Origin of the sequence: Sphingomonas sp. EC-HK361, from assembly GCF_902498785.1 — a bacterium.
GTDB lineage: Bacteria > Pseudomonadota > Alphaproteobacteria > Sphingomonadales > Sphingomonadaceae > Sphingomonas.
This window is the reverse complement of the sequence record NZ_LR701493.1, coordinates 948172-972974: the sequence shown is the minus strand read 5'-3', so window position 1 is coordinate 972974 and position 24803 is coordinate 948172. Positions and strand designations below refer to the sequence as shown.

The following is a 24803-nucleotide window of genomic DNA, read 5'->3' as shown; positions in this document are numbered from 1 at the left end:
CAGGAACCCTGTCGCGCCGATGCGCGTTCGTTTCGGTAGGTTTACAATTGGGAGATAACCAGATGATCCGTATGCCCCTGCTCGCCATCGGCATGCTCGCGGCTGCACCCGCTTTCGCGCAGACGGCACCGGCCCCCGCCGCAACGCCGGCTGCACCTGCCACGGCGAGCGTCGCCGCTGGCGCGACCGTCTTTGACACCGCAGGCGGCACCGTCGGCACCGTCGCCAGCGTCAATGGCGATGTTGTCGTCATCGATACCGGCACGCACAAGGCTGGCGTGCCCATGACCTCCATCGGCAAGGGCGCCAAGGGCCCGACCATGGCGATGACCAAGGCACAGCTCGATACAGCGGCTGCCCAGCAGCAACAGCAGGCTCAGGCGCAGCTTCAGCAGTCGCTCGTGGCCGGCGCGCAGGTAAAGAGCCTTAACGGCACCGCCGTGGTCGGCACGATCAAGTCGGCCGATGCGCAGTTCGTGACGCTGACGACTGCCAAGGGCGAGGTTAAGCTGCCGGCAAACGGATTCTCGATGGGGCCGAATGGTCTGATCGTCGGCCTCACCGCGCAACAGTTTGACGCGGCGGTGTCGGGTGCAGCCGCTGCGCCGGTGACGTCCACGCCGCCGAGCAAATAATTCATCGGATGCGGCGGGACTTGACCGTCCCGCTGCGTCACCCTTCGCGTTTCAAGCGGATCGACAGCCCGCCGTCTCCGTCGAGGCCCACCGCCCCCCCGGACAGATCGACCACCGCGTTCAATTCCACCGCGCGCGTCACGTCCGTTGTGGGACATGCGTCTGCGCCCGCGCGAACCCAGCGAACCGTCACTCGAACCCGACCTTCGCCCGCGCCGTAGTTCGCGGACTGAAACGTCAGGGTCAGCCCGGTTTCCATCGATGGACGATAACCCTGCGCCGCGCCGCACGTCCTGACAGCAGGTTCCGATTGCGTCTGACGCACCATGCTTTGGGAATTGAGAGCGACGCGCACAGTCCCGCGATAGAGCACGGCCCCACCCCCACGCACCTCCACCGAAACCGGATAGCCCGTGGAAGCTGCGCCCTCGTCTGCAAACGCAGTCCGGCGCGCGCTTGTCACCAGCACCGGCGCCGGCGGCGCGACGATCGGCGTGACTTGCAGCATGATTCCCAACAGCATCGATTTTCTCGCGAGATCGCCGCCAACTTAAAGGCGATCGGTTGAAAATCCCGCTGCAAGCGCGGTTAACCGCGTGCCTGATCCATCGCAGCGCGGATCGCATCCAGTGCAGCCGAGCCTTTGTCGGCATCCGGCCCGCCGCCCTGCGCCATGTCCGGTCGTCCGCCGCCGCCCTGTCCGCCAAGCGCCGCGACCGCGGCCTTCACCAGATCGACCGCGCTGAACCGGCCGACGAGATCGTCAGTCACGCCAACCGCAACCGATGCCCTCCCGTCATTGGTCGCCACGATGGCGGCGACGCCCGATCCGATCCGCTGCTTGGCTTCGTCGACCGCGCCGCGCAGACCCTTTGCGTCGAACCCGTCGAACAACTGTCCAACGAAGTTGGTGCCGGCAATGCTCTCCGCCGCCGCCGCTGCCTCACCGCCGGAGCCGCCCATCGCCAGCGCCTTCCTGGCGTCGGCAAGCTCGCGCTCGAGCCGCCGGCGATCCTCGATCAGCACCGCTACCCGCGCCGGCACCTCGTCCGGGGTAACGCGAAGCGCCGATGCCGCCTCGCGCAGCTTCTCGTCGCGAGCGGTCAGCCAGGCGCGCGCCGCCTCGCCGGTCAGCGCCTCGACACGCCGGACGCCGGACGACACCGCCCCCTCGCCCACGACCTTGAAAAGCCCGATATCGCCGAGCGCACTCACATGCGTGCCGCCGCACAGCTCGATCGAATAGGTTTCGCCGTCGTCGTCGCTGCCCATCGATACGACCCGGACTTCGTCGCCATATTTCTCGCCGAACAACGCCATCGCCCCCATCGCGATCGCATCGTCGGGAGTCATTAGCCGCGTCGTCACCGCCCCGTTCTGCCGGATTTTTGCATTCACCGCGGCTTCCGCATCGGCGATCTCGTCCGCCGCCATCGCAACCGGATGCGACACGTCGAAGCGCAGCCGGTCGGGTGCGACGAGCGAACCCTTCTGCGCGACATGGGAGCCCAGCCGCTGGCGCAGCGCCTCATGCAGCAGATGAGTCGCGGAATGGTTGGCGCGGATTCGCGCGCGGCGATCCACGTCGATCGAAAGGCGAACCGCATCGCCGATCTTCACCTCGCCCGCCTTGACGGTCGCGTGGTGAACGAAGAGGCGTCCCAATTGCTTCGACGTGTCCGAAATGTCGGCTTTTAGCCCGCCATCACTCGACAGCGTGCCGGCATCGCCGACCTGCCCACCGCTCTCGCCATAAAAGGGTGTCTGGTTGACGATCACGTCGACCTTCTCGCCAGAACCGGCGCGATCGACCCGCTCCCCGTCCTTGACGAGGGCGAGGACCTGCCCTTCGCCGGTATCGCTCGCATAGCCGACGAACTCGGTCGATCCGATCTCCTCGGCCAGGTCGAACCACAATTCGTCCGAAGCCTTTGCGCCCGATCCCTTCCACGCGGCGCGCGCCGCTCGCTTCTGCTCGGCCATCGCCGCGTCGAAGCCGGCGCGATCGACATGCAGGTTCTGCGCGCGAAGCGCGTCCTCGGTCAGATCGTAAGGGAAGCCGAAGGTGTCGTAGAGCCTGAACGCCGTCTCGCCCGCCAGCGTCTCGCCCGGCTTCATGCCCTCGGTCGCCTCGTCGAGAAGTTTCAGCCCTTTATCGAGCGTCTGGCGAAAGCGTGTCTCCTCCTGCCGCAGCGTCGCCTCGATCAGCGGCTGCGCGCGGACCAGCTCCTGATACGCCCCGCCCATCTCGGCGACGAGCGCAGGGACGAGCCGGTGCATCAACGGCTCCTTCGCGCCCAGCAGATGCGCGTGGCGCATCGCGCGGCGCATGATCCGGCGCAGCACATAGCCGCGGCCTTCATTGGCCGGCAGCACCCCGTCCGCGACCAGGAAGCCGGCACAGCGCAGGTGATCGGCGATGACGCGGTGGCTCGCCTGATTGGCGCCCGTCGTCGCGGTGTGCGTGAGTTCGCCCGAGGCCGCGATCAGCGCCTTGAACGTGTCGGTATCGTAATTGTCATGGACGCCCTGCATCACCGCGGCGACGCGCTCCAGCCCCATGCCGGTGTCGATCGACGGCCGCGGCAGATCGCCGGTGATTTCGTCGGCCTCCTGCACATATTGCATGAAGACGAGGTTCCAGATTTCGACGAAGCGGTCGCCATCCTCGTCCGGGCTGCCCGGAGGGCCGCCGGGGATGTGATCGCCGTGATCGTAGAAGATTTCGGAGCACGGCCCGCACGGACCATCGGCGCCCATCGCCCAGAAATTGTCCTTGGTCGCGATGCGGATGATGCGCTCTTCGGGCAATCCCGCGATCTTGCGCCACAGGTCGAACGCCTGGTCGTCCGTGTGATAGACGGTCGCGGTCAGCTTTTCCGCGGGGATGCCCCATTCACCGGTCAGCAGCGTCCACGCATGGGTGATCGCCTGCTCCTTGAAATAGTCCCCGAAGCTGAAATTGCCGAGCATCTCGAAGAAGGTATGATGCCGCGCGGTATAGCCGACATTGTCGAGATCATTGTGCTTGCCGCCCGCCCGCACACACTTCTGCGAGGACGTCGCGGTCGAATAGGGCCGCGATTCCAGCCCGGTGAACACGTTCTTGAACGGCACCATGCCCGCATTCACGAACATCAGCGTCGGATCGTTCTGCGGCACCAGCGGCGCCGAGGGCACGACGGTGTGGCCGGTCCCTGCAAAATAGTCGAGAAAGCCGCGGCGGATGTCGTTGGTCGAGGTCATGGAGCGCGACTTAGGCGACACGTCGGCGTTGCTCAAGCGTGGCCGACACTCGCGGTTGGAGCCGACATGAACTCTGGCGCGCTATGCTCCGCCGCATTGATGCTCCGCATCGGGCAAGTTCCATGATTGTCCGGTTCGCAGGTTGGTGCCCCTATACATGCGCCCTCGCATATCGCCGCGCGGGCAACCGCGGGGTATGCTGATGAGGCATACCCGAACCGGATCACCGACCCGCGACCGATTGACTGCCGATACTTGGCTGTAGTCGACCCCGTAGACACCGTTTGCCAAAATGATCGACGATCCCGAATCTGGCACCGGTTTACCGCGATCCTCCAGACGCTGCCCAACCCATTTGACTTTGGTTACGGCGCATTGGCCGACTCGGCTCAGTCCGCGAACAGGATCGGCCGTAGCAGGAGCGGTCGTTGTCGCGATAACGGTGCCGGTGATTGCAAGGATTATCGATGACTTCATGGACGCGCTCCTTCAGCCCACTGGTTGATCTATCGACGGTGGTGGCACACTGAACCATTTCGGGCCGGACGGGGTCATGTGGAAGCAGTCCTCCAGCCGCACGCCGAACTCGCCCGGGATGTAAAGCCCCGGTTCGTCCGAGAAGCACATGCCGGCGGCGAGCTTCGTCGTCTCTCCGTGGACCAGGTTGACCGGCTCATGGCCGTCCATGCCGATGCCGTGGCCGGTGCGGTGCGACAGGCCGGGGAGCTTGTAGCCGGGGCCGTAGCCGAGCGACGCGTAGAAGCCGCGCACCGCATCGTCGACGCTGCCGGCCGGCGTACCGATCTTCGCGGCGGCAAACGCGATCTGCTGGCCGCGTGCCACCTGATCCCACACCGCGCGCTGGCGCTTTGACGCTGCCCCAAAGACGAAGGTGCGCGAGACGTCGGACTGATAGCCCTGCACCGTGCAGCCGCAGTCCATCAGGACGATCTGCCCGTCCGCGACCTTGTGCACCTTCTTGCTGCCGTGCGGATAGGCCGCGGCCTCGCCGATCAGCGCCATGCTGAATTCGGGGTCGCCGCCCAGCTTGCGGGTCGCGGCGTCCATCAGCGCGCCGATATCGTGCCCCGTCATTCCGGCTTCGACGCGCGGATGGACCCAGCGATAGGCGGCGATCGTCACATCGGTCGCGGTCTGCATCAGCGCGATTTCGGCCGCAGTCTTCACCATGCGGCAGCCGCGCACGACCGGATTGGCGGAAACGATCTTTCCAGGCATCCGGCGCGCGAGGCCGTCATAGGCGAAGAAGCGCACGGTCTCCTCGATGCCCACCGACCTGCCGGCGAGCCCGCGATCCTTCAGAAATCCGGCGATGACCGCGATAGGGTCCTCGTCCTCCTGCCACACCCGGACCTGCGCGGGCACGGCCAGCGTTTCGGCAATGGACGGCGCCTCGAAGAAGGGCGTGACGATGCACGGCTCGCCCTCGACCGGGATGACCGCCGCGGTCAGCCGCTCGCTGCGGCCCCAGCGCACGCCGGTGAAGTAGACGAGGCTCGATCCCGATTCGACGACGATCGCGCCGATCCCGTTCGCGCGCATCAGTCCTTGCGCGCGCTTCAGCCGCCCCGCCCGCTCGCCCGCGTCGATCGGCTTCGCAGCACCCGTCAGGTCATTGAGCCCGGAGAGGTCCGGCTCCGCTGCACGCACGACGGCGGCAGTCGCGAGCGGAAGGATGGCGGCGGCGCGCAGCACGTCGCGGCGGCCGGGTGTCAGGGGCATGCGCTTCATAGGTCTGCGTTACGGTTCTTGACCCGGCGCCCGCAATCCCCTTCGGTGCCGACGCCCATAACGGACGGGCATGACGGACGGCCATAACGGGAGTGCATGATTTTGGCGAAGCGGCTGACGACCTTCATCCTGATCGGGCTGGTGCTCGGCCTCGTCGTCGGCTGGGGCATCAACGCGGCGTTCGATGACGGCAGCGCGGCCAACGCGGCCTATCTGAAGTCGATCGCCGGCTGGTTCTCGATCCTCACGACGATCTTCCTGCATCTCATCAAGATGATTATCGCACCGCTCGTCTTCGGCACGCTCGTCGTCGGCATCGCGCATATGGGCGACACCGGTGCACTGGGCCGGGTCGGGGCGAAGTCGCTGTTCTGGTTTATCAGCGCGAGCCTCGTCTCGCTGACGCTGGGCCTGATCCTCGTCCACATCCTGCAGCCCGGCGTCGGGATCAACCTGGCCCTGCCCCCCGCGACCGCGACCAGCGGGCTCGACAAGAGCAATTTCGACGCAGCGAAGATCATCACGCACATTTTCCCGACCTCGATCATCGACGCGATGGCGACGAACGAGATCATCCAGATCGTCATCTTCTCGGTCTTCGTCGGCGTCGCGATCACCGCGGTGGGCGAAAAGGCGAAGCCGCTCGTGACCGCGGCCGAGGCGCTGGTGGCGGTGATGCTCCAGATCACCGATTACGTCATGCGCTTCGCCCCCATCGCGGTCTTCGCGGCCGTCGCGGCGACGCTGATCGAGCAGGGCCCCGGCGTCATCGCCCGCCTCGCCTATTTCATGGGGAGCGTCTATCTCGGGCTCGCGCTGCTGTGGGTCGTGCTGATCGCGGTCGCGTTCCTGATCGTCGGGCGGCGGATCGGGTCGCTGCTGCGCTACATTCGCGAGCCAGTGCTCGTCGCCTTCTCGACCGCGTCGTCGGAAGCCGCCTTCCCGCGCACGCTCGAGGCGCTCGACCGGTTCGGGGTGCCGAACAAGGTGTCGAGCTTCGTCCTGCCGCTGGGCTATTCGTTCAACCTCGACGGGTCGATGATGTACATGACCTTCGCGTCGCTGTTCATCGCGCAGGCCTACGGCATCCACCTCGATCTCGGCACGCAGATCGCGATGCTGCTGACGCTGATGATCACGTCCAAGGGGATCGCCGGCGTCCCACGCGCGAGCCTCGTCGTGATCGCCGCCACGCTGTCGCAGTTCAACCTGCCCGAGGCGGGGCTGCTGCTGGTGCTCGCGATCGACCATTTCCTCGACATGGGGCGCTCCGCGACCAACGTCGTCGGCAACGCGATCGCCGCGACCGTGGTCGCGAAGTGGGAGGGCGGGCTTGAGGCGCAGCTTCCCGCCGAGATCGAGCCGACCCACGCGCCCAGCCGCGCGGGCTGATCCCGGTCAGGCGTAGGCGTAGGGGCCGCCCTTCGCCAGCGCGGTCTGATAGGCGGGCCGCGCGTGCACCTTGTCCAGCCATGCGATCGTCGCAGGGCGCGATTCGTCCAGACCGCCACGCGACCGCGCCGCTTCGAGCGGGAAGCTCATCATGACATCGGCCGCGGTCATCGCGTCGCCGGCGAACCATGGGCGCTTGGCCAGTTCGGCCTCCACATAATCCAGATGGACGTCGATCATCGGCTGGATGCGCTTCTGCGCCGCCTTGCCGAAGATCGGCACGCGCGTGAGGACCAGCTTCACAAGCAGGGGCGGCATCAGCGATCCTTCGGCATAATGCAGCCAGAACCGGTAGCGCAGCGCGTCGTCGCGCTTCGCCGGCGAGCCCAGCTTGCCATCGGCGAGATCGACGAGATATTCGACGATCGCGCCGGTTTCGGCGATGACCAGGCCCGTCTCGGTATCCTCGATGACCGGGGATTTGCCGAGCGGATGGACACGCTTGAGTTCCGGCGGCGCGAGCATCGTCGCCGTGTTGCGCTCATAACGCCTGATCTCATACGGCAGCTGCAGCTCTTCAAGCATCCACAGGATGCGCTGCGAGCGGCTGTTCTCGAGATGATGAACGATGATCGTCATGATGCTTCCCCTGCGTGTGCGGTCCATATCCAGGCACTGGCGTCGAGCACGACAACGCCGTCGCGGCAATGGGGCGCAAGCACGTCGCGGAGGCGCGCGGTGATTGCGACGCGTTCCTCGGGGGGTGCCGCCGCGATGATCGGCGCGGCGGGGCCGATCCGCGAAAAGAACGCGGTCGCATCGTCGATCGCGACCTCGTTCTTTTCGCCCTTCCCGGCAAGGTAGCGATAATCGGCCCGCATCGGGCTAGCTCCCGTCCAGCCCGACCGCGAGAGCACATCCCGGACGATCGCGGGTTCGGCAAACCCGAACGGTCCGGGTGCGAAGCCCGGCGCTTCGGGCGGCGCGCCGACCACCGAATCGAGCAGCGTGATCCATTCGTTCTCCCGGCGCGCGGCAAAGCAGCTGAAGACGATCGCAGCGCCTCCGCGCGCTGCACCGCGCAGCGCGGTGAAGCCCGCCACCGGGTCGTTGAAGAACATCACGCCGTGGCGCGAGAAAAACAGATCGACCGGCGCGGCCTGCGCGACTTCGCTTGCGACATCGCCGACGACGAACCGCAGGTTCGGCAGTCCCGAACGCTCGCGCCGCGCCGTATCGACGAGGGCGCTGGAAAGATCGATGCCGAGAACCGAGAGCCCCGGAAGCGCCGCGGCGACCGCTGCGGCCGTCGCGCCCGCTCCCGACCCGATATCGACCGCCTGGCCACTGGCGGGCGCAACCGCAAGGATCGCGGCATCGAGGTCCTGGGCGAGGTTCGTGAAACTGCGATCGGTGCGGCGCCATTCGGCCGCCCATGTCTCCCCCACCCCGCTCTGCCAATCCCTCCGATCGGTCATGCTCTCGCCTTCCAGATGAACTCGAGATCGGGCCGCGATTCCCTTGCCGCCCGCCATTCCATACGCGCACGGAACGCCGCACCATAGCGCGCTCAATCCCGGATTGCGCAGGGAGATGGGAATGATGCTCGGCCTTGAGCAGCGGCCGGCTGAACCGCAAGCCCTCCTACCGCGAAAGGGCCCGCCGGAATGGCGAGCCCCTTTTATATCAGCGTTCCATGAAGGAGCGGCTCAAAGATCGTCGTCCGCTTCCGGACCCGTCATCATTTCCTCGGCGACCTTGTCGGTGCGCTGGCGGATCGCCTTTTCCAGGCGGTCGGCCATGTCGGGATTCTCCTTGAGGTAAATCTTGGCATTCTCGCGCCCCTGCCCGATCCGGACAGAATCATAGCTGAACCACGACCCCGATTTTTCGACCAGCCCGGCCTTCACGCCCAGATCGAGGATTTCGCCGATCTTCGAGATCCCCTCGCCATACATGATGTCGAATTCGACCTGCTTGAACGGCGGCGCGACCTTGTTCTTGACGACCTTCACACGGGTCGCGTTGCCGGTCACCTCGTCGCGGTCCTTGATCGCACCAGTGCGACGGATATCGAGGCGGACCGAGGCATAGAATTTCAGCGCATTGCCGCCCGTCGTCGTCTCCGGATTGCCGTACATCACGCCGATCTTCATGCGCAGCTGGTTGATGAAGATCACCATGCAGCGCGATCGGCTGATCGAGCCGGTGAGCTTGCGCAGCGATTGCGACATCAGCCGCGCCTGCAGGCCGACATGGCTGTCGCCCATCTCGCCCTCGATCTCGGCGCGGGGAACGAGCGCCGCGACCGAATCGACCACCAGCACGTCGATCGCATTCGACCGGACGAGCGTGTCCACGATCTCCAGCGCCTGCTCGCCGGTATCGGGCTGCGAAACAATGAGTTCGTCGATGTCGACGCCCAGCTTCTTGGCATAAACGGGGTCCAGCGCGTGCTCGGCGTCGACGAAGGCCGCGGTACCGCCGTTCTTCTGCGCTTCGGCAATGACATGGAGCGCCAGCGTCGTCTTGCCCGAGCTTTCCGGGCCATAGACCTCGATCACCCGGCCGCGCGGCAGTCCGCCGACGCCGAGCGCGATGTCGAGCCCCAGGCTGCCGGTCGAAATCGCCTCGACCTGCATCGCCTCCTTCTGGCCCAGCTTCATCGCCGACCCCTTGCCGAAGGCGCGGTCGATCTGCGCGAGGGCGGCGTCGAGCGCCTTTTGACGGTCTGTAGTTGCGGTTGCCATGCCGGTATCGATCACCTTCAGGTTGGCGGCCATTGTGGACCCTCCGCTTAAGCCATGCGCGTGAACCGTTCAACGCGTCTGATGGCAAAGGCGTATAGCATTTGTTCCGTTAGAACAAGTGCGGAACATTTGGGTCAGGCAAGCGCCGTTTCCAGGCACCACCAGCCGCGCGACCGCGCAACGCGGGCTGCTTCCGCGACTTGCTCCCGATCCTCGAATATCGCGAAACACGTCGCGCCCGAGCCCGACATGCGCACCAGCCGTGCGCCGGAGGCGGCGGACAGGACCCCGATCACCGCATCGATCGTGGGGACGATCGCCCGCGCGATTCTTTCGAGATCGTTGCGCGATCGTCCGGCAGCGGCGATCGGATCTCCAGACCAGTCCAGCGCGCCGCGATCGATCCCGTCCCATGCGCGAAAGACCTGCGCCGTCGATACCGCAGCGCCGGGGTTGACGAGGAGGACGGGCAGCCCGGCAAGTCCCTCCACCGCAACGAGATCATCACCCCGCCCTCGCCCCAGCGCGGCCACGCCGGCAAGGCACGCCGGCACGTCCGCGCCGAGGGATTTGGCGATATCGACGAACTTCGGCTCGGCCCGCGGCACGCCGTGAAGACTCGCCAGCGCCCGAAGCGTCGCTGCCGCGTCGGCCGATCCGCCGCCGATCCCGGATGCGACCGGCAGGTGCTTGTCGAGAACGATCGCATGGGCAGTAGCCGGCGCAAACACAGCGGCAAAGGCAAGCGCGGCGCGGATGACGAGGTTCTCCCCATCCCCATCCAGCGCGGCTGCAAACGGCCCGGTAACCGCGAAGCTGTTCTGCCCGGCGGATGCGACACTCACGCTGTCGCCATCACGGCAAAAGGCGAACAGCGTCTCGATCTCGTGATAGCCGTCTGGACGACGGCCGCGGACATGGAGGGCAAGGTTGATCTTGGCCGGCGCCGTCTCGACGATCATCGCTTAGCCGGCAGCCCGTTGGCGATCTTGGCGGCGATCCGCTTGGCGTCTTCGGTATCGGCGTAAAGTTTCGCCGCGGACCAGGCATAACGCGCCTCATACCGGCGACCCTGCGACCAATAGAGGTCCCCGAGATGATCGGCGATCTCGGCATTGTCGGGCGCGGCAGCCGCGGCGCGCTCGATCAGGGGAAGCGCCCGCGCGGTCTGGCCGGCGCGGAAATAGCCCCAGCCGAGCGAATCGAGGATGGAGGGATCGTCGGGCATGAGCGCATGCGCCCGCTCCAGCAGCGCCAGAGACGGCGCAACCGCCCCACCATGATCGATCCGCGCATAGCCGAGATAATTGAGCGCCAGCGGCTCGTCTGGTGCGAGCGCCACCGCCTGCGCGAGCGCCGGCTCGGCTTCCTTCCAGCGCCCCGCCTGCTCCAGCGCGCCGCCATATTGAAACCACGCGACCCAGTCGTTCTCGCGATCTTTCAGCAACGATTTGTAAAGCACGGCAGCGTCTTCGTTCTTCCCCGCCAGCACCAGTCGATCGCCGAGGCGCTCGATATCGGTTGGCGTCGCACCCGGCGCGCTGGCCTGGGCGCGAGCCGCCACCAGCGCACCCTGATCGTCGCCCGACTGAGCCAGGACTTGAACACGCCCCGCGCGCGCCTGCGCCGCATAGGGGCTGCCGGGGGGAACCGCATCGAGCGCCGCGACAGCCTGCGCCGTAGCCCCATCGGCGGCGAGCGCATTGGCGAGGAGCAGCCGCGCGCGGTCGTTGCCGGGGTCCGCACGCAGTGCCGCGCGGGTGAGCGCGATCGACAACGGCCCCACCTTCCCGGCGGCGAGATCGGACGCGATACGCGAGAACAGCCGCGAGGCACCGAAGGCGAAGGAGGGCATCACCCCTTTTCCCGCGTCGCGACGCAGGGCAACGATCGCAGGGTCGTCGCCGACCAGCAACGGGGCCGCAGCGGCAGCCTTTCCCTGCGCGGCGAGAATCTGCGCAGCGGCAACCCGGATATCGAGGCTCGACTGATCGGTGCCGAGCAGCGCGGTCAGGACCTTCACGCCCTCGGCCGTCTTGCCGGTCGCCAGCAGCAGCAGGCCGCGGTTCTCCGCATCGAAGCGCGCGGCGACGACGTCCCCGGGCCGGGACCGCAACACCGCAAAGGGATCGGCACCGCGCCCGAACGCGGCCCAGGCGCGGAGCGACGCGCCGATCACCGCGATCGGACTGGTGCCGATCTTCGCGATGGCGGCGTCGATCGCAGCGGGATCGCTCGTAGCGGCTGCGCGGGCGATGGCGCCCAGCACGACGTCCGGCGGCGCTTTTCCGGACCGGGTCAGGATGGCGGCAGCCCGATCAGCAAGACCGTCGTCGCCCGCCGCCAGCGCCTCACGGTAGGCGCGCACCGCGACCGAACTGTCCGCGGGCGCCGCATCGAGCGCGCGCGCATAATCGGCTGCTGCCAGCGCCGTCCGCCCATCGGCGTCTGCGACGCGCGCTCGGAGATACGCCGATAACCCGCCGCCATCGGCAAGCGCCGCCCCGGGAATGATGATGAGGGCGGCTGCGAAGAACAGGCGCTTACATATTGGGATAATTGGGACCTCCGCCACCTTCCGGCACGACCCAGTTGATGTTCTGGGTCGGGTCCTTGATGTCGCAGGTCTTGCAGTGGACGCAGTTCTGCGCGTTGATGACGAACTTCGGCTCGCCCACATCCTCACCGACGATCTCATAGACCCCGGCCGGGCAGTAACGCTGCGCCGGCTCGTCGTAGAGCGGGAGGTCGTATTCGACCGGGACGTCCGGGTCCTTGAGGGTCAGATGGACCGGCTGATCCTCCTCGTGGTTGGTGTTCGACAGGAACACCGAGGACAGCCGGTCGAACGTCAGCACGCCATCGGGCTTGGGATAGACGGGCGGCTTCACCAGGTCCTTGCGCCATAGCGTTTCGTGGTCCGGGTGATGCTTCAGCGTAAAGGGCATCTTCAGCCCGAAATGCTCGAGCCACATGGTGATACCGGCAAGGCCCGAACCCATGAAATCGCCGAACCGCTTGACCAGAGGAACGACGTTACGAACGACCGACAACTCCTTGCGAACCCACGATTCTTCGAAAGCCTCGGGATAGGCCGCGAGTTCGTCGTGGCTGCGCTGCGAAAGGATCGCGTCCACCGCGGCGTCGGCGGCCATCATCCCCGATTTCATCGCGGTATGTGTGCCCTTGATCCGCGGCACGTTGAGGAACCCGGCGCTGTCGCCGATCAGCGCCATGCCCGGCGCGACGAGCTTCGGAATCGACTGAAGCCCGCCATCGCTGATCGCGCGCGCGCCATAACTGACGCGCTTGGCCCCCTTCAGCAGCGCCGCGATCTCGGGATGAGTCTTCCACTTCTGCATCTCCTGGAACGGCGACACATAAGGGTTGGTGTAGTTGAGCCAGGTGACGAACCCGAGGCTGACCTGCCCGTTCGCCTGATGATACACCCAGCCGCCGCCGTTGGTCCCGTCGGTCTCGCTGATCGGCCAGCCCTGGGTGTGGATGACGCGTCCCGGATGATGAAGCGCTGGATCGATATCCCACAATTCCTTGACGCCCAGGCCATAGACCTGCGGATCGCTGTCCGTCGCCAGACCAAAGATTCGGATGAGTTGTTTTGTCAGATGACCGCGGCAGCCTTCTGAAAAGAAGGTATATTTGGCATGCAGCTCTAGCCCCGGCTGATAGTCCGGCTTGTGCTCCCCGTCGCGCGCGACGCCCATGTCGCCGGTCGCGACGCCCTTCACCGACCCGTCGTCGTTGAACAGCACTTCCGCCGCGGCGAAGCCGGGGAATATCTCGACGCCAAGCTCTTCCGCCTTGCCCGCGAGCCATCGGCACAAATTGCCGAGGCTGCCGGTATAGGTGCCCTTGTTGTGGAGGAATGGCGGGGTGAGGATGTGCGGCAGGCTCGACTTGCCGGTGCGTGACAGCACCCAGTGGAGGTTCTCGGTAACCGGCACCTCGGCCAGGGGGCACCCATCTTCGCGCCAGTTGGGCAGCAGTTCGTCGAGCGAGCGAGGATCGATGACCGCGCCGGACAGGATGTGCGCGCCGACCTCGGACCCTTTTTCCAGCACGCACACCGAGATGTCGGCGTCCTTTTCCGCGGCGCGCTGTTTCAGCCGGATCGCCGCGGAAAGCCCGGCCGGCCCCGCGCCAACGATCACAACGTCATACGGCATCGACTCGCGTTCGCTCATCACTCACTCCCCATTGCAGCGGCACGCCCCGGCAACCGGGCGCATCGCGGCCACGTCCTGTCGGTGAAAGCCAGTCTAGCGAATTGACCGCCACGTCAACTCGCTTCCTAGTGGCACGCTATGGGGGCGGATCAGAATCTCGACTGGAACCGGCTGGCGGCGAGCGCGCTCGAGTGGTGGCGTGACGCGGGCGTCGATGCGCTGGTCGACGAGCCTCCCCGCAACTGGCTCGCGCCTCCGCCAGCGGCACCGGCAGCGTTCATTCCAGCACCGGCTCCGCAACCGGGCGACGTGCTGGCCGAAACGCTCGACTCCTTTCTCGCCTATCGCAGCGGTGCCGACGCGCCGGAGGCCGGCTGGCCGGGTGTCCGGATCACCGCGGCAGGCCCCGCCTCGGCGGCGCTGATGATCCTCGTCGATTGTCCGGAGAAGGACGACCGCGAATGCCTGATGGAGGGCGCGGTCGGCCGATTGTTCGACCGGATGCTCGCCGCGATCGGCCAGTCGCGCGAGACGGTGCATCTGGCCGCGGTCGCCTATGCGCGCCCGCTGGCGGGGCGCTTGCCGCGCGATACGCAGGACAGGCTGGCGGCCTTGGCGCGTCATCATATCGCGCTCGTCGGGCCGAAACGGCTGATCGTGATGGGCGATGCGGCGAGCCGTGCGATCTGCGCGATGGATGTCCGCGAAGCGCGCGGGCGTTTACAGCCACTTAACCATAGAAGCGGACAGATGATCGACATGGTTTCGACCTATCACCCGCGCCTGCTGATCGAGCGGCCGGCGCTGAAGGCCGAGGCGTGGCGCGACCTGCAATTGGCAATCGGGGGACTGGCTTCGTGAGGATGTTACTGGCGGCGGTATCGCTTCTGGCGCTCTCCCCCCTCCCCGCGGCTGCGCTCGCCGCAGCGCCCGTTGCGTCCGCATCGTCGATGACCGCCGGCATCCCCGATCAGCTGACCGAGGCGCAGCGCACCGCCTACCGCGCGGTTTTCGCCGCCATCCGCGACCAGCGCTGGACCGATGCGCAACTGCAACTCGATTCGATGGAGCCCGGCCCGCTTCATGCCTTCGCCCGGGCCGAGCTCTACACCGCCAAGGGCAGCCCGCGGGTCGAGCTCGACCCGCTCGTCAAGCTGCTAAACGAGGCGCCCGAGCTTCCCCAGGCCGAGCAGATCGCACGGCTGGCCCAGGTGCGTGGCGGCACGGCGCTCCCTCCGCTGCCGGTCACGCAGCGGCTCATCTGGCAGGACGGCGCACCGACCCGCATCCGGGCGAAGAGCATCAAGAGCGACCTCATCGCCGCCGATCTCGCGGCGAAGATGCAGCCCTATATCAAGGACGATCTCGGCGGTCCCGCGCAGGCGCTGCTCGATTCGACGCAAGGGTTGTCGAACGAGGCCGCTACCGAATGGCGCGCGAAGGTCGCGTGGATGTATTTCCTTCAGGGCGACGACACCAATGCGCGCTTCCAGGCAGCGCTCGCGCAGAATGGCGAGGGCGACTGGGCGCTCCAGGCACGCTGGATGGGAGCGCTGTCGGCTTGGCGACAGGGCGATTACCCGGCGGCGGAAAGCGCGTTCGAAGGCGTCGCCGCGCGCGCGACCGACAATGTCGATCTGCGCTCGGCCGGGCTGTATTGGGCGGCGCGCGCGGATACCGCCGCCGGACGACCCGACCGGGTCGAGGCGCGACTGAAGACCGCCTCACAGTACCGCGAGAGCTTCTACGGCCAGCTCGCGCGCCAGGCACTCGGCCTGCGCGACGTGGGCAAGGAAAGCGCAGCGCCGGTCACGGCGGACTGGACCGCCCTTCAGGGTCGCCCCAACGTCCGCGTCGCCGCAGCGCTCGTCGAGATCGGCGAGACCGACGAGGCCGACGCGGTCATCCGCCAGCAGGCGCGCATCGGCGATCCGCGCGAGTTCGCAAGTCTGACCCGGCTCACCAGCCAGCTCAATCTCCCCGCGAGCGCCGTATGGCTCGCTCACAATTGCCCGCAGGGCGTGACCGCAACCGCCGAGGCGCGCTTCCCGATGCCGCGCTGGACGCCCGATACCGGCTGGCGCGTCGACAAGGCGCTGGTGTTCGCCCATGCGCTCCAGGAATCGGGATTCCGCAACACCGTCGTCAGCCCGGCCGGTGCCTATGGCCTGATGCAGATCATGCCGGCGGCGGCAACCGACTATTCGCGCGAACGGGGCCTGCCGATCGACCGGTCGTCGCTCTCGCGACCGTCCACCAACATCGATATCGGCCAGCGCCATCTCGAAAAGCTGCGCGACATGGGGCTGACCGGCGGGCTGCTGCCCAAGGTCATCGCCGCCTATAATGCCGGGCCGAAGCCGGTGCAGGACTGGAACAGCATCGTCCACGACAATGGCGACCCGCTGCTTTACATCGAGAGCATCCCCTATTGGGAAACGCGCGGCTATGTGACGACGGTGCTGCGCAACTACTGGATGTATGAGCGGCAGGCCGGCAAGACCGATCTGCCGAGCCGATCCGCGCTGGCACAGGGTATGTGGCCGCGCTTTCCGGGGCTGAAGGGCGCGAGCGCAGTGCGGCTCGATGCGCGACCGAACGCAACGCAGCAGGCGAGCCTGACGACCGCGCAGCCGACGATCGCGGTCAACGCAACGCCTGCGGTAGCCGGTGCCGATTGACGAGACGCGGGCCTTCACGCCCGTTCACATTGCCGTCCTGACCGTTTCCGACACGCGCGGCCTCGACGAGGATCGCTCGGGCGACACGCTTGTCGCCCGGCTGACCGAGGCGGGCCATGTGCTGGCCGAGCGCAGGATCGAAAGGGACGATATCGACACGATCGTGACGACCCTGCGCGGCTGGATCGCCGATCCTGCGATCGACTGCGTCCTGACCACCGGCGGCACCGGTGTAACGGGGCGCGACGTTACGCCAGAGGCGGTCGAGCAGGTGGCAACCAAGATGATCCCCGGCTTCGGCGAGCTGTTCCGCTGGCTTAGCTTCCAGACGATCGGGACCTCGACGATCCAGTCACGCGCCTGCGCCTGCGTGGCCGACGGCACCTACATCTTCGCGCTGCCGGGTTCGACCGGTGCGGTGAAGGACGCATGGAACGGTATCCTCAAGGACCAGCTCGACAGCCGCCACCGCCCCTGCAACTTCGTCGAGCTGATGCCGCGGTTGATGGAACGGTAGAGCGAGACGCCAGCGACGCGGATTTCGCGCCTGTCCTACACGCGCCTTTTCGGGCATCTCCGGCATCGCTCTTTCAAACCGTAGATACCGGCTGTCCTACAGCCCCGCTTATATGCAACGCGCAGGCGCGCGCGCACCCGCGACTAGGTGTCAACCGTGTCAACCTAGGGCGGATTTCGCACGGCAATGGAGCGCATTCAATCGGGACGAGCCATTCTCCTCGGAAACCAGCCCGTTCGCGATACAGCGCGTTCTCCCCCGCCGGTCGTCATGTTCTTGATACGTTCCTGCGCAACCGGTATTACTCCGCAATGGTCAACGCCAAATCCCGCGCGATCCGCGGTGCCACGCTCAATGCGGAGAGCACGCGTTTCAACCTGCCGCAGACCGAGGCGGATGGGGATTGGCTGGATGCGCGCGAAGCGATCGACGGGGCCGCGCCGCCGCTTCGCACCACCGTGACGGTCGAGCACCCGAAGTCGATCATCAGCCGCAACGCCTCGCCGGACATCCCGTTCGACCGGTCGATCAACCCCTATCGCGGCTGCGAGCATGGCTGCATCTATTGCTTCGCCAGGCCAACCCACGCCTTTCACGATCTCTCGCCGGGTCTGGATTTCGAGACCCGCCTCTTCGCAAAACCCGATGCCGCAAAACTACTGCAGGCGGCGCTTGCGAAGCCCGGTTACGTCGCCGCACCGATGGCGCTTGGCACCAACACCGATCCCTTCCAGCCGATCGAGGCGAAGTGGCAGATCACGCGCAGCATTATCGCGATATTGGCCGAGACGAACCATCCGCTGACGATCACCACCAAGTCCGACCGCGTCGTGCGCGACATCGATATCCTGGCGCCGATGGCGGCGAAGGGACTCGCCGCTGTCGCGGTCTCGATCACCTCGCTTGATCCGCGGATCGCGATGACGCTGGAACCTCGCGCGCCCAGCCCCGAGCGGCGGCTGACCGCGGTCCGTCGCCTCGCCGACGCGGGCATCCCCACCTATGTCTCGATCGCGCCGGTCATCCCGGCGATCACCGATCACGAGATCGAGCGCATCCTGTCGCGCGCCGCGGAGGCCGGCGCGAAAGCCGCGTTTTTTCTGCCGGTGCGCCTGCCGCATGAAGTCGCACCGCTGTTCCGTGCGTGGCTCGACGAGCATTTCCCCGACCGCGCTGGCAAGGTCATGGCGATCGTCCAGTCGATCCGCGGCGGACGCGACAACGACCCGAACTTTCACACCCGCATGAAAGGCGCAGGCCCCTGGGCGGATCTGCTGCGCACACGCTTCCAGATTGCCTGCCGCAAGCTAGGACTCAACGAATCGCGGATTGTCCTGCGCAGCGAACTGTTCCGCCCGCCGGCGGGTGCGCAGGGGGAGTTGTTTTAAGGAGCGATACACCGAGTTTCGTCACCCCGGACCTGATCCGGAGTCCCGCTTCTCGCGAGACTAAGGTAGCGGGACCCCGGCTCAAGGCCGAGGTGACGACAAGGTCAGCGACTCAATCCTCGCGCGTCTCGGTGATTCCCAGCAACTTCAGCTTCCGGTGGAGCGCCGACCGTTCCATCCCGATGAAGCTCGCGGTGCGGCTGATGTTGCCCGAGAAGCGGCGGATCTGGACTCGTAGATACTCGCGCTCGAACGTCTCGCGGGCTTCGCGCAACGGCGCGCCCATGATCGCGGACGTTCCTGCGCCGGCATCACGGTCGCCCAGCACTTCCGCCGGCAGCAGATCGACATCGATCCGCCCGATCCGGTCGCCCGGTGCCATGATGACGGTGCGTTCCACCACATTGCGCAACTGGCGGACGTTGCCCGGCCAGTCATAGGATTGCAGCGCGACCATCGCATCGGGCGCGATCTCAGGCGTCGGCACGCGGCGTTCGGACGCATAGTGCGCGACGAAGTGATCGACGAGCGTCGGAATATCCTCGCGCCGGTCGGCCAGCGGCGGGATGACCACGGGCACGACATTCAGCCGGTAATAGAGGTCCTCGCGGAAGCGGCCTTCGGCGATCTCGTCGGTCAGGTCGCGCGAGGTCGCGGAGACGACTCGCACATCCACCTTCACAACCCGCTGCCCGCCGACACGGCTGAAGCTCTGATCGGTCAGGACGCGCAGGATGCGCGCCTGCGCCGCGATCGGCATGTCGGCGATCTCGTCGAGGAACAGCGTGCCGCCATGCGCCTGTTCGAGCAGACCGGGGCGGACGAGGTCGCCGCCTTCCTCGACCCCGAACAGCTCTTCTTCGACCCGGTCCGGCGTCATCCGTGCCGCACTGACGATGACGAACGGGGCTTCGGCGCGCTGGCTCCAGCCGTGGAGAAGGCGCGCGGCGACTTCCTTGCCGACGCCGGCACCGCCCATCACGAGCACGCGGCTGCCGGTTGAAGCGACCCGCTTCAAGGTCGCACGCACCGTGTTGATCGCGGCCGAACTCCCGGTCAGGTCGTCCTCCCGGCCCGCCGAAGCACGAAGACTCGCGATCTCGCGGCGCAGGCGCTCGGTTTCGGTGGCGCGCTCGACCATCAGCAGCAGGCGCTCGGCCTGGAAGGGCTTCTCGATGAAATCCACCGCGCCTTTGCGGATCGCGGCGACCGCGGTGTCGAGATTGCCGTGACCCGAGATCACCAGCACCGGAATCGACGGATCGCGGCGCTTGATCTCGTCGAGCAATTCCAGCCCGTCGAGCCGCGAGCCCTGCAACCACACGTCGAGCAGCACGAGAGAAGGTCGCCGCGTCGCGATGGCATCGAGCGCGGAATCGCTGTCGGCCGCGCCACGCGTCTCGTAGCCCTCGTCCTCGAGGACCCCTGCGACCAGCTCGCGGATGTCGGTTTCGTCGTCAACGACAAGGATGTCGAGCGCCATCAATCAGTTCCGATTACGTGTGAGGGCGGCAAGCTGGCCGCCGTCTGAGGACAGGTCGTCGGCGGAGGCATCGCCGTCGGTTTCGATCGCGGCCAGCGCGCGGGTGTCGAACACCATGCACACCAGCGTGCCGCCCTCCGCGCGGTCCGCAAAGGTGATCGTGCCGGCATGTTCCTCGACGATCTTCTTGACGATCGCGAGGCCCAGGCCGGTGCCACGTGCGCGCGTGGTCATATAGGGTTCGACGATGCGGTCGCGCTCTACCGGCAAGCCGACGCCGCTGTCGGCGACCTCGATCGTGATTGAGTCGGGTGCCTCGGTCAGCGTCATCGTAACGGCCCCGCCCGCCTCGCCGGTCGCCTCGATCGCCTCGACCGCGTTCTTGACGATGTTGGTCAGCGCCTGGCCCATCTGACGACGATCGCACACCAGCACCGGGCCGGGATCGTCATGGACGAGGGTGAAGGCGATGCCGGTATGCGCGACCTCGTGGAGGAACATCGTCTGGCGCGCGATATCGACGAGCGATTCGCGCCGGAACACGGGTTTCGGCATCCGCGCGAAGGACGAGAATTCGTCGACCATCCGCCGCAGATCGCCGACCTGGCGGACGATCGTGTCGGTCAGCCGCGCGAAGGTCGTGTCGGCCGGGTCGATCGTCTTGCCGTAGCGCCGCTGCAGGCGTTCGGCGGCGAGCTGGATCGGGGTGAGCGGGTTCTTGATCTCGTGCGCGATCCGCCGCGCGACATCGGACCAGGCGGCGCGGCGCTGATCGAGCAGTTGCTGGGTGATGTCGTCGAAGGTCAGGATCGGCCCGGTGCCGTCGCGCGCGATCCGCACGGCAAGCGTGCGCGCCTCGCCCGCGACCGTCATCTGCACCACCGCCTCGCGCGCCGGCTGGTCGAGCATCGCGTCGAGCTCCGGCGCGACCTCGGCGAGCGGACGCCCGACCGAACTGCCGCTGCCGGTCCCGAGGAGCGCCTCGGCCGAGCTGTTGATGAGCCGGATCGTCCGATCCTCCGCGATCGAGACGACGCCTGCGGAAACGCCCGACATCACCGCCTCGATCAGCGCGCGGCGGCTGTCGAGTTGTGTATTGGCGGTAACCAGCGCGGTATTCTGCGACTCCAGCCGCTCGGTCATGCGGTTGAAGGCGTTGGAAAGCGTGCCGATCTCGTCGCGCGTATCGGTTTCGGGCACGCGTGCCGTCAGATCGCCGCGCTCGACCCGTCTTGCCGCCCCGACAAGTTCAGCCACCGGCCTGACGAGACGGTCGGCGACCGCGAGAGCAATCCACACCGAAAGGCCGACGATCAGCAGCGATATGATGAGCAAGGCCGCATTGAACTGGAGCTGAAGGCTTCGCGATCGTGCCAGAAGCGCGCGGTAGTCGGCCTGTGCGGCAATGGCCCGGTCCGTCTGCTGAGTCATCTCGCGCGGATTTTGTGAAACGCGGGCGGCATAGAGATAGGTGTTTTCCGTGCCGGAAAGCCGAGTGAAAACCTGTATGCGCCCGCCAGTCACGACCACAACGCTGCGTTGGCCGCTACGCAGCTTCGCAATCGAGGCAGGTGTCAGCCATTGCTGGAAATTTACCTCGTACGGGTTCACGATCGCCAAGGTCTGGATGCTGTTCGAGGGCGTCACCCGAAATAAGGCGCCTTCAGACAGGCTGCGATAATAGACTTGTTGCGCGAAATATTTGCCAAACCGCGTATCGATCGGTCGTTCTTGTAGATACGCTCCAAGATCGTCCGCCATCGTGGCGGTCGCCTCCTCCCAGCGCTGAAGAATGATCGCGTAAGAACTTTGCGTGAGTGCAGTAGCATTTTCGAACGCACCGCGCGCGCGATCCGAATACCAGAATTGCACGCCGTATTGGAACAGCAGCGATGCGAAGATCGTGACCAGAAGCATCGGCACTGCAGCGACGACCGAGAAGATCGCGACAAGCTGCACATGGAGACGCCCGCGCCCGCCTAGCGCGGACGCCGCAGCGCGGCGCAGCGCGAGCCGCCGGCCGAACAACATCAAAAGCGCCACCCCCGATACGAGATTAGCGACAAGTACCAGCGCGATAATCGGCGGCTCGATAAGGCGCTCGGACGGACCGACATGCGACAGGGCCGCATAGCTGAATGCGGCGATGACGATCGCGGCGGCCACCACCGCCAGTTCAACGGCGGGCGTCACGCGAAAGCGGCGGCCCGGGGGCGGCAGGTCCTCTACGCTATCGACCGTCGAAGTCATTGCTCCCCGGCTACACCATCACTGTTGCCCGGAAAACACATATTCTTAACGCGTCACCGACGCTGTGGCTCGATGCCGAGATCATCGAGGCGTTTCCGAAGCGTGTTCCGGTTGATGCCGATCGCGCGCGCGACACGGAGCTGGTTGCCGGCGTGGCGCACCAGCATCGCTTCGATCAGCGGTCGTTCCGCTGCCGCCACCACGCGGTCGTAGAGGGTGCCGTCGTCGAGCGCCGCCGGCGCCTCGCGCGCGAGGCGATCGACCAGCAGGCGGACGGCTGCGTCGATCGACACGTCCCCGCCTGAAGAAGCCGCACCCGCCGCGCCGAGAATCGCCGCAACATCGCCCTGCCCGATCGTCTCGTCGCGCGAGAGCGCAGCGAGGCGGCGCATGAGGTTTTCGAGTTCCCGGACATTGCCGGGCCAGTCATAGGCCTCCAGCGTCGCGATCGCGGCCGCATCGAGCGCCTTGCGCGGCAGCCCCTGTTCTGCCGCGCGATCGAGAAAGTGCCGCGCGAGCAGCGCGATATCCTGCCGCCGCTCGCGCAACGCCGGGAGCGCGACGGGCACGACGTTCAATCGGTAGAACAGGTCCTCGCGAAACCGCCCGTCCGCAACAGACTGCGTGAGGTCGCGGTTGGTGGCGGCGACGATGCGCACATCGGCCCGGATCGTGCGCGAGCCGCCGACAGTGGTGAACTCGCCCGACTGGAGGACGCGCAGCAGCCGGGTCTGTGCCTCGATTGGCATGTCGCCGATCTCATCGAGGAACAGCGTGCCGCCCGCCGCCTGCTCGAACCGTCCGGCCGTGCGCTGCGCGGCGCCAGTGAAGGCGCCGCGTTCGTGCCCGAACAGCTCCGCCTCGATCAGATCGCGCGGGATCGCCGCCATGTTGATCGCAACGAACGGCGCCGCGCGGCGCGCGCCCAGTTCATGGAACGCGCGCGCGACCAGTTCCTTGCCCGTTCCCGACTCGCCCGAAATCAGCACCGTCAGGTCGTTCGAGACGACGCGGGCGATGATGCGGTAGACCTCCTGCATCGCCGGCGATCGACCGATGAGCGGCAGTGCGCGGTCCTCCTCCAGATCGTCGCCTGCGGGGGTGCCGCCCTTGCGCGCAAGTGCAGCGCTGACGGTGCGCGCGAGCGTTTCGAGGTCGAAGGGCTTTGGCAGATATTCATACGCCCCCGCCTCCGCCGCGCGCACGGCGGTGCTCAGCGTATTACGCGCCGACAGGATGACGATCGGCAGATCGGGCAGGTCCCGCGACAAGGCCGCCGCCCGGTCGAGCCCGTCACCATCGGGCAGCACCACATCGGTCACCACCACGTCGGGGACGCGTTCGGAAAGCGCGCGGTCGAGTTCCGCCAACTTCGTCACCGCGCGCACGCTGTGCCCAGCGCGACGCAACGCCTGCGCCACGACCGTGCGGATCGCGGCATCGTCGTCGCACAGGAGGATGTCGGCGCTCATGCGTAGACTCTCAGAATGCGCGGGGCAGGAGCAGGCGAAACACGGTCATGTGCGGATGTCCTTCGCGCGAATATTGGACGATTCCCCCCATGTCGCGCACCAGCTTGTCGACGAGCGCGAGGCCGAGCCCCTTGCCTTCCGGCCGGCTCGACACGAACGGGTCGAAAAGATGCTCGGCGATATCCTCCGGCGCGCCCGGGCCGGTATCCATGACGCAGATCTCGATCGGCAGCGGCTGGCGCGGACGGCCGGGCGCTGCGGCAACCGCCATGCCGTGGCGATAGGCAGTCGTCAGCACGATCCGCCGCTCACCGATCGCGCCGAGCGCGGTCGCCGCATTCTTCAGGAGATTCAGGATGACCTGCAGCAGCGCATCGCCATCGACAAGCGCTGCGGGAAGCGAGGGATCGAACCGTTCCTCGATCGCGATGCCGCGCGCAAAGCCCGCCAGCGCGACATCACGGGCGTGGGCGAGCAGCGGATAGATATTGGTCGCACGCAAGGATGGGGGACGTGTATCAGTGAAATCCTCCATCCGGTCGATGAGTGCCGCCACCCGGTCCACCTCGGTGATGATGAGCCGCGTGAGTTCACCCGCTTCGGCGCCGTCCGCGATAAGCTGCGCCGCGCCGCGGATACCCGAGAGCGGGTTCTTGATCTCATGCGCCAGCATCGCCGCGGCGCCCACCGCAGACCGCGCCGCAGCCGCGCGCTCGGCCGCGACGCCGAGCCGGCGCGAATGGGCGGCATGGTGCAGGGTGACGAGCCGCCAGCCGGGGTGATCCGCCAGCAACGTGTCGGCAAAGTCCACCCGCAGGCGGCCGGCGCGCGGTGTCTCGATCTCGGTATCGAAGGCGGCGAAGGTCCGCCCCTCACGTGGATCGGTTTCCTCCGTCAGGGTCAGCAGCGAATCGACCGCCGCGCCGATGACCGCGCGTTCCGATGCGTTCAGCAGCTGCTCGCAAGCGGCATTGGTCAGGGTCACGCGGCCGGCGGGATCGACGAGCATCACGGCGAGCGGCAGGCTCGCGACGAGATCGGCGAAGTCGG

At 66.7% G+C, this 24803-nt stretch carries 19 protein-coding genes; 6 read left to right on the top strand and 13 right to left on the bottom strand.

The features are described from left to right. The first annotated feature begins 62 nt into the window (after positions 1-62). Entirely contained in the window at positions 63-635 is a 573-nt protein-coding gene (locus BOS5A_RS06045) for a hypothetical protein (RefSeq protein WP_234419223.1), read from the top strand. Between the two features lie 37 nt (positions 636-672). Here BOS5A_RS06045 and BOS5A_RS06040 read toward each other — a convergent pair whose 3' ends face one another. The 3 genes from BOS5A_RS06040 to BOS5A_RS06030 form a co-directional block, all read right to left on the bottom strand. Further along, positions 673-1158, bottom strand: coding sequence for a hypothetical protein (locus tag BOS5A_RS06040; RefSeq protein ID WP_199857231.1), 486 nt, complete (start codon positions 1156-1158; stop codon positions 673-675). Positions 1159-1223: 65 nt separating this feature from the next. Further along, positions 1224-3881, bottom strand: a complete 2658-nt coding sequence (alaS, locus tag BOS5A_RS06035) for an alanine--tRNA ligase (RefSeq protein WP_151954252.1) — start codon at positions 3879-3881, stop codon at positions 1224-1226. 489 nt (positions 3882-4370) lie between these two features. After that, positions 4371-5624, bottom strand: a complete 1254-nt coding sequence (locus BOS5A_RS06030; protein WP_151954540.1) for a M24 family metallopeptidase — start codon at positions 5622-5624, stop codon at positions 4371-4373. A gap of 111 nt (positions 5625-5735) precedes the next feature. Here BOS5A_RS06030 and BOS5A_RS06025 point away from each other — a divergent pair, with 111 nt between their 5' ends. After that, positions 5736-7025, top strand: a complete 1290-nt coding sequence (locus BOS5A_RS06025; RefSeq protein ID WP_151954539.1) for a dicarboxylate/amino acid:cation symporter — start codon at positions 5736-5738, stop codon at positions 7023-7025. A gap of 6 nt (positions 7026-7031) precedes the next feature. Here the strand turns inward: BOS5A_RS06025 and BOS5A_RS06020 are convergent, their stop codons facing one another. From BOS5A_RS06020 to BOS5A_RS05995, 6 genes are all read right to left on the bottom strand, one after another. Then, entirely contained in the window at positions 7032-7664 is a 633-nt protein-coding gene (locus tag BOS5A_RS06020; protein ID WP_151954251.1) for a glutathione S-transferase family protein, read from the bottom strand. Then, a complete protein-coding gene (locus BOS5A_RS06015) occupies positions 7661-8503 on the bottom strand; it encodes a class I SAM-dependent methyltransferase (protein ID WP_199857230.1) in 843 nt (280 codons plus the stop codon). Before BOS5A_RS06015 ends, BOS5A_RS06020 begins: the two co-directional genes overlap by 4 nt. A gap of 231 nt (positions 8504-8734) precedes the next feature. Then, the gene (recA, locus tag BOS5A_RS06010) at positions 8735-9808 is read right to left on the bottom strand and encodes a recombinase RecA (RefSeq protein WP_151954249.1); all 1074 of its coding nucleotides are present in this window, start codon (positions 9806-9808) and stop codon (positions 8735-8737) included. A gap of 101 nt (positions 9809-9909) precedes the next feature. Then, positions 9910-10737 carry a 4-(cytidine 5'-diphospho)-2-C-methyl-D-erythritol kinase gene (locus tag BOS5A_RS06005; protein WP_151954248.1) on the bottom strand — a complete coding sequence of 276 codons (828 nt, stop codon included), beginning with the start codon at positions 10735-10737 and terminating at the stop codon, positions 9910-9912. Further along, on the bottom strand, positions 10734-12350 hold the full coding sequence (locus BOS5A_RS06000) for a tetratricopeptide repeat protein (protein ID WP_234419222.1): 1617 nt from the start codon (positions 12348-12350) through the stop codon (positions 10734-10736). The genes BOS5A_RS06005 and BOS5A_RS06000 overlap by 4 nt, the downstream gene beginning before the upstream one ends. Further along, entirely contained in the window at positions 12319-13980 is a 1662-nt protein-coding gene (locus BOS5A_RS05995; RefSeq protein WP_151954247.1) for an electron transfer flavoprotein-ubiquinone oxidoreductase, read from the bottom strand. The genes BOS5A_RS06000 and BOS5A_RS05995 overlap by 32 nt, the downstream gene beginning before the upstream one ends. Positions 13981-14100: 120 nt before the next feature. Here BOS5A_RS05995 and BOS5A_RS05990 point away from each other — a divergent pair, with 120 nt between their 5' ends. From BOS5A_RS05990 to BOS5A_RS05975, 4 genes are all read left to right on the top strand, one after another. Next, complete coding sequence (locus BOS5A_RS05990; RefSeq protein ID WP_151954246.1) at positions 14101-14823, top strand: uracil-DNA glycosylase family protein; 723 nt, start codon at positions 14101-14103, stop codon at positions 14821-14823. A gap of 2 nt (positions 14824-14825) precedes the next feature. Further along, on the top strand, positions 14826-16643 hold the full coding sequence (locus tag BOS5A_RS05985; RefSeq protein WP_151954537.1) for a lytic transglycosylase domain-containing protein: 1818 nt from the start codon (positions 14826-14828) through the stop codon (positions 16641-16643). Further along, positions 16633-17160 (top strand): molybdenum cofactor biosynthesis protein B, encoded by a 528-nt coding sequence (gene moaB / locus BOS5A_RS05980; protein ID WP_151954245.1) that lies wholly within the window; start codon positions 16633-16635, stop codon positions 17158-17160. Before BOS5A_RS05985 ends, moaB begins: the two co-directional genes overlap by 11 nt. A 311-nt stretch (positions 17161-17471) precedes the next feature. Beyond that, entirely contained in the window at positions 17472-18548 is a 1077-nt protein-coding gene (locus BOS5A_RS05975; RefSeq protein ID WP_151954244.1) for a PA0069 family radical SAM protein, read from the top strand. 112 nt (positions 18549-18660) lie between these two features. On the opposite strand, the gene ntrX is transcribed toward BOS5A_RS05975, so the two are convergent. From ntrX to BOS5A_RS05955, 4 genes are read right to left on the bottom strand one after another with little or no spacing between them, the layout of a single operon-like run. Next, positions 18661-20031, bottom strand: a complete 1371-nt coding sequence (gene ntrX, locus BOS5A_RS05970; protein WP_151954243.1) for a nitrogen assimilation response regulator NtrX — start codon at positions 20029-20031, stop codon at positions 18661-18663. A 3-nt stretch (positions 20032-20034) separates the two neighbouring features. Further along, positions 20035-22281, bottom strand: coding sequence for a sensor histidine kinase (locus BOS5A_RS05965; protein WP_151954242.1), 2247 nt, complete (start codon positions 22279-22281; stop codon positions 20035-20037). 53 nt (positions 22282-22334) lie between these two features. Beyond that, positions 22335-23753, bottom strand: coding sequence for a nitrogen regulation protein NR(I) (ntrC, locus tag BOS5A_RS05960; protein ID WP_151954241.1), 1419 nt, complete (start codon positions 23751-23753; stop codon positions 22335-22337). Between the two features lie 10 nt (positions 23754-23763). After that, a complete protein-coding gene (locus BOS5A_RS05955) occupies positions 23764-24762 on the bottom strand; it encodes a two-component system sensor histidine kinase NtrB (protein WP_151954536.1) in 999 nt (332 codons plus the stop codon). Positions 24763-24803: the final 41 nt, after the last annotated feature.